Origin of the sequence: Luteitalea sp., assembly GCF_044337415.1 — a bacterium.
Lineage (GTDB): Bacteria > Acidobacteriota > Vicinamibacteria > Vicinamibacterales > Vicinamibacteraceae > Luteitalea.
In genome coordinates this window covers 1-8,681 of record NZ_JBIINP010000172.1, presented here as the reverse complement: position 1 = coordinate 8,681, position 8,681 = coordinate 1, and the positions used below count along the sequence as shown (strand labels likewise).

Genomic DNA, 8,681 nt, shown 5'->3' with positions numbered 1-8,681 from the left:
GCGGTGGCGATCGTGCAGGGCGCGCCGCTCGCCCGTGGCTTCGCATTCCCGCGCCAGACCAACGAGTTCTACTACCTCACCGGCATCGAGACGCCAGGCGCGTACATCATCCTCGACGGACGCACGCGCACGACGACGCTGGTGCTGCCGCCGCGCAACGAGCGGCTCGAGCGCAGCGAGGGCAAGGTGCTGTCGGCCGAGGACGCCGACCTCGTGAAGCGCCTCACCGGCGCCGACGCCGTGGTCAGCACGCGGGCCATGGGCGAGGACTGGCTTGCCGAGCTCGTGAAGGCCCCGGCGCCTGCGGTCTACACGATGTTCACGCCGGCCGAGGGCACCGCGGAGAGCCGCTACGAACTGCAGAACGCCAACGCCGCCATCGCCGCCGACTACTGGGACGGGCGCGTCTCGCGCGAGGCCCACTTCGTCAACCTCATCCGCACGCGCGCGCCGCGCGTCGAGGTGCGCGACCTCACGCCGATCCTCGACGAGATGCGCAGCGTGAAGAGCCCGCGCGAGATCGCCCTGATTCGCCGCGCCTCGCAGCTGGCCGGCCTCGGCATCCTCGAGGCGATCAAGAGCACGAAGGCCGGGCTGTACGAGTACCAGCTCGATGCGGCGGCGCGGTACATGTTCCTCGCCGGCGGCGCGCGCCTCGAGGGCTACCGGTCGATCACCGCGGCCGGCACGGCCAACATCTGGAACGGCCACTACTACCGCAACGACGCCCTGCTGAAGGACGGCGACCTCGTGCTGATGGACTTCGCGCCCGACTACGGCTACTACACGAGCGACGTCACGCGGATGTGGCCGGTCAACGGCAAGTACTCGCCGGTGCAGCGCGAACTGCTGCAGATCGTCCTCGAGTACCGCAACGTCGTCATGGGGCTGATTCGGCCCGGCATCACGACGAAGGAGATTTACGAGCAGGCGAAGGTCGCGATGGCGCCCGTGCTGGCCAGGCGCACGTGGTCCAAGCCGGTGTACGAGCAGGCAGCGCGTAAGATGGTGGAGACGGGCGGGGGCACGCTGTCCCATCCCGTCGGCCTCGCGGTGCACGACGATGGCCCCTACAACCGCGGACCGCTCAAGGTCGGCCACGTCTTCTCGATCGACCCCCAGCTGTGGGTGCCCGAGGAGACGCTCTACATCCGCTACGAGGACGTGATCGTCATCACGCCCGACGGCTACGAGAACTTCACCGCGTTCCTGCCCACCGCACTCGACGAGCTCGAGCGGCTGGTCGGCAAGGGCGGCATCGGCCTCCAGCTGCAGCCGCCACCAGACGCCGCTCTTCGAAGGTGACCCATGTCCGCCTGCCGCTGTGCCGTCCTTCTGGCCGTGTTCCTCCCCCTGGGCCAGTGGACGGTACTCGCGCAGGCACCCGATCCGTCGCCTCCCGCACCGGCGGCCGTCTCCGCGGCCGCGCCCGCCGACACCACGCCCGCGGACCAGATGGACGTGGCGGACCTCATCCGCCTGCTGCGGCACAAGCCGCCGCCGACCGGGACGTTCGACTACACGAAACGCATGAAGGCGATCGCCCCGGTCATCGGTGTGAAGCCCTCGTCGGGCGTGATCATCGGGGGCGCCGGCAACGTCGCGTTCTATCGCGGCGATCCCGCCACCACGCACATCTCGTCGAGCGTGGCCAGCGCGACGGTGACCAGCAAGAAGCAGGCGGGCATCAGCGCCCGCACCACGATGTTCGGCCGCGACGACCGCTGGCGCGCCGAGGTGGACTACCGCTTCCAGTGGACTTCGCTCGACACGTCCGGCCTCGGCATCGCCACGGCTGAAGCCGAGCCGCAACTGGCCCGCTTCGACTTCTATCGCCTGTATCAGTCCGGGTACATGCGCGTGCGCCCGAACCTGTTCGTCGGCGGCGGGCTCCACTTCGACAGCCACGCCGACGTGCGGGCGGCGGAGGGCGAGGAAGCGGCGTGGGAGGGCTCGCCCTATGTGCTGTACAGCACGGCGAGCGGGTTGCCGCTCGACACGCAGATGTCGGCCGGCCCGAGCGCCGAAGTGATCTGGGACAGCCGCGACAGCTTCATCAACGCGGACCACGGCAGCCTGGCGCGCGCCAGCTACCGCGTGATGTTCGACGGGTTCCTGGGCGGCGACACGCACTGGGAGAAGGTCACCGTCGACCTGCGCTCCTACAAGCGCCTGTCCGACGACGGCAGGCACAAGCTCGCGGGATGGGCGTACGCCGACATGGTGGTGAGCGGCGTGGCGCCGTACTTCGACCTGCCGTCCACGGCCAGCGACGGCTACGGCCGCTCGGGGCGCGGGTACGCCGAGGGCCACTTCCGCGGCGAGAAGCTCGCCTCGTTCGAGCTCGAGTACCGCGGCCCCATCACGAAGAACGGCCTGCTCGGCTGGGTGGCGTTTGCCAACGCGACCACCGTGTCCAACAGCCTCGAGGGCGAGCGGTTCTTCGACCACTTCGCGCCTGGCGGAGGAGTGGGACTCCGGCTGCTGTTGAACAAGCGGTCGAAGACCAACCTCGCCTTCGACGTCGGCCTCGGCGAGCGCCGCAGTCGCGGCGTCTATCTCGCCATCCAGGAAGCGTTCTGAGCAGGGCGGTGCAGAGCTCCGCCCTGCATTCTGAATTTTGAATTCCGAATTCGGTTACCGGCGACGGCTAGCGGCGGTTCGCCAGCACGGCGGCCAGCGCGGCGAGGCCGCCGGCCACGACGATGGCGCGGCCGACGCGCAGCAGGCTGACGACCCAGGCGATGCCGAGGCCGAGGGCCGGCCACTGCACCCACCAGTCGCCGCTCCACGTCATCAGGTTGATGACGATGAGGAGCGCCAGGATGAGCGGCGCGGTGAACAGGAATCGGATGGCACTCAGGGTGCTGCGCACGGCGTGACCCGCCTCCGCGGGAACAGGAACAGGCTGCAGCCTTCTGGCTACAGGCCACCTGCTAGCCAGATCGTACGAACGCGCCGGTCGGAAGTTCAGGAACGATTCGGAATTCAGAGTTCGGAATTCAGGGGCATCCGGGCGGGCCACGGGCAGCTCGGGGCGGAAAGCAGGGGCATCAAGGAGAGTCATCGGCAGCTCGGGCCGCCGGCAGGGCCATGGCGGCCCCTCAGCGCCCTGCGTGATGAGTGCCGCGCCTCGGGTCGCCTGTCGCCCCCAGCCCCTGTGCAACCGGACGCATGGGTAAACGAGCCCCCAGCCCCCAGCCCCCAGCCCCCAGCCCCCAGCCCCCAGCCCCCAGCCCCTAGCCCCCAGCCCCCAGGCTGTGCCCTACACGAGTCCGAGCCGTTGTGCCGGCGTCCACGCGTATCCCGGGAACACCGGGCGCAGGTCCTTCACGCCGAGGTGGGCGGTGATGACGTCGCCCAGCACGTCACGGAAATCGGTGGTGATGGCCAGGTCGCGCCGGTCCGCGCGAGCGGCCTCGTCGAGCCCGGGCCAGCGACCGTACACCCGCCCGCCGCGCACCGGGCCGCCGAGCACCAGCATCGCGTTGCCATGGCCGTGGTCGGTGCCGCGCGTGCCGTTCTCGGCGACGGTCCGGCCGAACTCCGACATGGTCACCACCACCACGTCCTGCATCGCCGTGCCGAGGTCGGCGACCAGCGCGCCCAGCGCCTGGCCGACGTCGCCGAGGCGGGCGGCCAACTGGCCCGTCGCGCCGCCCTGGTTGATGTGCGTGTCCCAGCCCCCCGTTTCGGCAAACGCCACCTCGAGGCCGACGTCGGCCTTGATCAGGCGTGCCACCTGGCGGAGCGCCTCGCCGAACGGCGAGCGGGGATACGCGGCGCCGGCGGTGGTGGCCGGGCCGCTGGCCTCCACCTCGCGCAGCGTGCGCATGGCGTCGAAGGTCTCGCGGCCCGTGTCGCGGAGCACGCGGTCGGCGGCGGCAGCGTACTGCGCCTCGAAGGCATCGCCTGTGTCGGCGCCGCCCGCCACGTGCATCCGCTCGAGGCTCGTCATGGCCAGCGTCGGCGCGGCGCCCTGCAGGATGCGCGGCAGCTGCGACGACAGCGCCACGGCGCGCATCGCCCCGGCATGCTCGGCGTCGTGCCGTTGCGCGACGAGCCGGTTCAACCAGCCGTCCTGCGTGCGCTTCACGCCGGGCGTGCCGGTCTCCATGTAGTCCTGCGCGTCGAAGTGCGAGCGCGTCGGATCGGGCGATCCGCAGGCGTGCACCACGGCCAGCGAGCCGTTGCGATAGAGCGCGTGCAGCGGCGCGAGTCGCGGGTGCAGGCCGAAGTGGCCGTCGAGGTCGAGGGCGCCGGCCTCGCGGCCAGGGCGGGCGACGGCGATCGTCGGGCGCGCGGCGTAGTAGGCGGCATCGCCGTGCGGCACGACCATCGACAGGCCGTCGACGGCGCCGCGTTGGAACACCACCACCAGCACCTTGCGTCGCCGCGTGGCCGCCTCGGCGGCGCGCGCCAGGAAGTCGGGCGCGAAGCCCAGGCCAAGGAGCGCGACGGCGCCCTGCTTCACGAAGATTCGTCGAGTGTGCAGCATCGCGCAGGTCCTCCTGGCTACCGCCTCTGGAACTCCGGAGACCCGATGAGCAGCGCCGCCATGTCTGCCGCCGTGCTCGCCTTCGCCATCGTCGCCAGCGTGGCGGGCGAGGGCGTGCGGAGCAGCAGGGCGTCGGCCATCGCGCGCGCCCGCGCCTCGGGGGTGTCGCCGGTGAGCGCCGGCAGGCGCGCCGGCCCCACGCCGCGCATCTGGCCAGACGCGAGCGCCACCGCGACGTTCATCCGCTGCACGAGCGCGCCGCCGTTGGTCCACGCGTCGGCCGTGTCGCGGTAGCCGGTCGGCGGCTCGGCGAAGTAGGGCGGCATGCCGAGCGTGCGCAACTGCTGGCCGAGCGCGCCGGCCATGCGCACGTCGGCGCCCAGCACGCGCACGGCGCTGGCCACGAACTCGATCGGCGTCTTCACCTTGGCCAGCCGCGCGGCAGGCGCCAGGAACTCGGGCGACTCGACAAGCGCGCGCATCGTCTCGCGCAGGTTGCCGTTGGTGGCCGTGAAGCGCGCGGCGACGCGCGCCACCAGCGCCTCGGGCGGCGTGTCGGACACGAACCGCCTCGCCAGCTTGCGCGCGACGTGCCGCGCCGTCGCCGGGTGCCGGGCGAGCATGTCGAGCACGCGCTCGCCTTCCTCGCGGCCGCCGGCCGGCAGCGCCTGCCCGAGCACCGTCTTCGTGCCGGTGTCGTGGCGTCGTGGGTCGTACGTGGCCTCGCCGCCGCGCCTCGGCTCGCGGATCGTCCAGCCCGTGAACGCACGCGCCACGGCCACCACGTCCTGCTGCGTGTAGCCGCCGTCGACGCCCAGCGTGTGCAGCTCGAGTAGCTCGCGGGCGTAGTTCTCGTTCAGGCCCATCGGCCCACGGCGCGTGCGCGTGCCGGGCGCGCTGCTCTGCCAGTTGTCGAGATAGAACAGCATCGCCGGGCTGCCGGCGACGGCCCCGAGCATGTCGCGGAACGAGCCGAGCACGTACGGCCGGATGGCGGTGCGCTCGAAGTCGTACACGTACATCCGCACGGGGCCCTTGCCGGCGAAGACGTTGAAGTGGTTGAACCAGAAGTCGACCAGCAGCTCCTCGAGCTGGCGCTGCGCCGCGGTCGCGCGTACCAGCTTCTGGGTGGCGAGTTCGACCACGACGAGGCGCTCGGGCCCCGGCGCCTGCATGCGCATCGCCTCGGCCGGATCGGCCGGCGCCTCGATGGTCCCGGGTGCCTCGTCGCTGCGCATGGCGGCGGCGCGGCGTCGCTCGAGCGCCGGGATGTAGTACGTGTCGGCCAGGGTCCGGGGCGACATCGCCAGCGTCTGCAGGCGAGCCAGGCGCGCCTCGAGCGCAGCCTCGGGTGCGGCCGGTGTGCCCAGTTGTGTCTCGAGCCAGGCCGACAGCCCCTGTGCCTCGAGCTGTCGCACGAGGTCGGCGGTGGCGCCGAAGCTCAAACGGCTGGCCGCGTGGACGGCGGCCTCACGGTCGAGCGCGGGCCGCCCGGGCGCCGCGTCGAGGGTCAGCAGGGCGCCGAGGGTTAGTACGGCGATCGACGACAGGGTCACACGCGAGGGGCGGGCAGGCATGGTCACGTCTCCGGGCAGGCTCCATGCTAGGATGCGCCCGGTTACGCCTCGCGTACGTCGCGGACGTCCGGTTTCACGAAAGTTTCGCAATCGATGACCGTGCGCACCCTCCTGCACGGTGTCCTGTCGTGTGCGGTGGCCGTGGGCGCCTGGTCCCTGGTCGCGCCCGCCCAGGCGCCCGTGCCCGTCCCTGCCGCCGACCCCGGGCGTCGACCCGCGCGCGTGGTCCTCACGTGGCGCGACGATCCGGCCCGCACGCAGGCGGTCACGTGGCGCACGGACGCACTCGTCGAGGAGGCCTTCGCCGAGATTGCCGAGGCGACCGCCAACCCGGGGTTCGGGGCGGTGGCGCGTCGGTCACCCGCACGCACCACGGCTGTCCCCGTGCCCGGCGGCACGACGGCCTACTACCACGAGGCCCGCTTCACGGCGCTCCGCCCCGACACGCTCTATGCGTACCGCGTCGGCGACGGCGCCACGTGGAGCGAGTGGTTCCACTTCCGGACGGCGGCGCTCGAGCCCGCGACCTTCTCCTTCATCTACGTCGGCGACGCACAGAACGACATCCGGTCGCTCTGGTCGCGCGCGATCCGCTCGGCGTTCCTCGAGGCGCCACGGTCGCGGTTCGTGATCCATGCCGGCGACCTCGTCAACACCGGCGAGAGCGACGAGCAGTGGGGCGAGTGGTTCGGCGCGGGCGGCTGGATCAACGGCATGGTCCCGCAGGTGCCGGTGGTGGGCAACCACGAGTACGGGCGCCTCACTCGCACCGACCCGCGCCAGCTGAGCGCGCTGTGGCGGCCGCAGTTCGCGCTGCCGGAGGACGGCCCGGAGGGCCTGGCCGAGACGGCCTACAGCTTCGACTTCCAGGGCGCCCGCATCATCGTCCTCAACTCCAACGAGGACACGCGACTGGCCGACCAGGCCGCCTGGCTCGAGGCGCGCCTGAAGGAACCGCGACCGCGCTGGACGATCGTCACCTTCCACCATCCCGTCTTCTCGGTGGCCAACGACCGCGACAACCCGAAGATTCGCGACGCGTGGAAGCCGCTCTTCGAGAAGTACGGCGTCGACCTCGTGCTGACCGGGCACGACCACACGTACGGCCGCGGCGAGAACCTGATCGACGGCGCCTCGCGGCGCGAGGAGGGGGGCCCGGTGTACGTGGTGTCGGTGAGCGGGCCGAAGATGTACGAGGTGGGCAAGGGCCGCACGTGGGCGACCCGCACCGGCGCCAACGTCCAGCTCTTTCAGGTGATCACGGTGTCGCCGCAGGCGATCAAGTTCGAGGCACGCACCGTGACCGGGCAGCTGTTCGACGCCTTCGACATCACGCGCAGCCGCAATGGCCGCCGCAGGTTCGTCGACCGCAAGCCCGAACTGCCGGTGAAGTACTAGCCGGTTGCGAGCAATTCAGAATTCAGAGTTCAGAATTCGAAGCTTGAAGCTTGAAGTCGAAGCTTTGAGTTTGAAGTTTGAATTTCAAGGTTCAGAGTCCACACCATGTGCCGATCTGCGTGTCGGGTTCGAGTGCTGGCGCACGTCGCGTTGCTCGCGTGCCTCGGGATCTCGTCCGCCTGCGTGGCCGCGTCGCAGGACCTGCCCGCCCCGCAGCCCGAGGCGCTCGCGAAGGTCTGGACTGAGGAGCACCTGGCGCTGCCGCCCGCACCGCTCGTCACGCACGCGCTCGTCGAGGCCCAGGTCGCCCGGCTGGTGCGCGAGAGCGGCGGGCTCATCGCCAGTGAACTGCTGGGCCAGTCGGTCGAGGGGCGCGCCATTCACCACCTCACGATAGGGCGCGGCCAGACCGCCGTCCTGTTGTGGTCGCAGATGCACGGCGACGAGCCGACGGCGACCTCGGCGCTGTTCGACCTCTGCCAGTGGCTGGTGCGCCACCGGCAGGAGCCGCTGGTCGCGAGGTTGCTCGACACGCTCACGCTGCACATCGTGCCGATGCTCAACCCGGACGGCGCCGAGCGCTTCCAGCGCCGCAACGCGCAGGGCATCGACATCAACCGCGACGCGCTCCACCTGCAGGCGCCCGAGGGCCGCCTGCTCAAGGCGCTGCGCGACGAGGTGAACCCGATCATCGGCTTCAACCTGCACAACCAGAACTGGCGGACCTCGGTCGGCACGCCGCCGCAGCCGGCCGCCATCTCGCTGCTCGCCGTCGCCTACGACGAGGCGCGGTCCGAGGACGCGCGTCGCCAGCTCACCAAGCGCGCCTGCAGCGTGATCGTCGAGGCCCTGCAGCCCTTCGCGGCCAACCGCATCGGCCGCTACGACGATGAGTTCGAGGTGCGGGCGTTCGGGGACAACATCACGAAGTGGGGTACCGGTGTGGTGCTGATCGAGACCGGACCCTGGCCCGGGCCCGAGCCCGATCGGGCCCTCGTGCAGATGAATTTCGTCGCGCTGGTCTCGGCGCTCGACGCCATCGCCAGCGGGCGCGTGGCGCAGGCCGATCCGGCCGTGTACGAGCGGCTGCCCGAGAACGACGGCAACCTGTTCCACACGATCGTGCGCGGCGGCACGGTGATCCCCGGCACGGGCGTGGCGCCCTTCCTGGCCGACGTCGGGATCGCGGGCACGCGCACCGTGCGATC

The 8,681-nt window shown here is 71.2% G+C and carries 7 protein-coding genes; 4 read left to right on the top strand and 3 right to left on the bottom strand.

What is annotated here, in order from left to right:
• The coding region (locus tag ACIRDX_RS17900; RefSeq protein ID WP_396626803.1) for an aminopeptidase P N-terminal domain-containing protein at positions 1 to 1,305 on the top strand (1,305 nt) is incomplete at its 5' end.
• A 36-nt stretch (positions 1,306 to 1,341) separates the two neighbouring features.
• Positions 1,342 to 2,583: a BamA/TamA family outer membrane protein gene (locus ACIRDX_RS17895; RefSeq protein WP_396626802.1), complete on the top strand. Its 1,242-nt coding sequence runs from the start codon at positions 1,342 to 1,344 to the stop codon at positions 2,581 to 2,583.
• 67 nt (positions 2,584 to 2,650) lie between these two features.
• On the opposite strand, the gene ACIRDX_RS17890 is transcribed toward ACIRDX_RS17895, so the two are convergent.
• The 3 genes from ACIRDX_RS17890 to ACIRDX_RS17880 form a co-directional block, all read right to left on the bottom strand.
• Positions 2,651 to 2,875: a hypothetical protein gene (locus ACIRDX_RS17890; RefSeq protein ID WP_396626801.1), complete on the bottom strand. Its 225-nt coding sequence runs from the start codon at positions 2,873 to 2,875 to the stop codon at positions 2,651 to 2,653.
• Positions 2,876 to 3,265: 390 nt separating this feature from the next.
• Positions 3,266 to 4,498: a DUF1501 domain-containing protein gene (locus tag ACIRDX_RS17885; RefSeq protein WP_396626800.1), complete on the bottom strand. Its 1,233-nt coding sequence runs from the start codon at positions 4,496 to 4,498 to the stop codon at positions 3,266 to 3,268.
• A 17-nt stretch (positions 4,499 to 4,515) separates the two neighbouring features.
• Positions 4,516 to 6,075 (bottom strand): DUF1800 family protein, encoded by a 1,560-nt coding sequence (locus tag ACIRDX_RS17880; RefSeq protein WP_396626799.1) that lies wholly within the window; start codon positions 6,073 to 6,075, stop codon positions 4,516 to 4,518.
• A gap of 93 nt (positions 6,076 to 6,168) precedes the next feature.
• Between ACIRDX_RS17880 and ACIRDX_RS17875 the strand changes: the two genes are divergently transcribed.
• Both ACIRDX_RS17875 and ACIRDX_RS17870 read left to right on the top strand, forming a co-directional pair.
• Positions 6,169 to 7,473 carry a fibronectin type III domain-containing protein gene (locus ACIRDX_RS17875; RefSeq protein WP_396626798.1) on the top strand — a complete coding sequence of 435 codons (1,305 nt, stop codon included), beginning with the start codon at positions 6,169 to 6,171 and terminating at the stop codon, positions 7,471 to 7,473.
• 105 nt (positions 7,474 to 7,578) lie between these two features.
• A partial coding sequence (locus ACIRDX_RS17870) for a M14 family zinc carboxypeptidase (RefSeq protein ID WP_396626797.1) occupies positions 7,579 to 8,681 on the top strand: 1,103 nt, incomplete at its 3' end.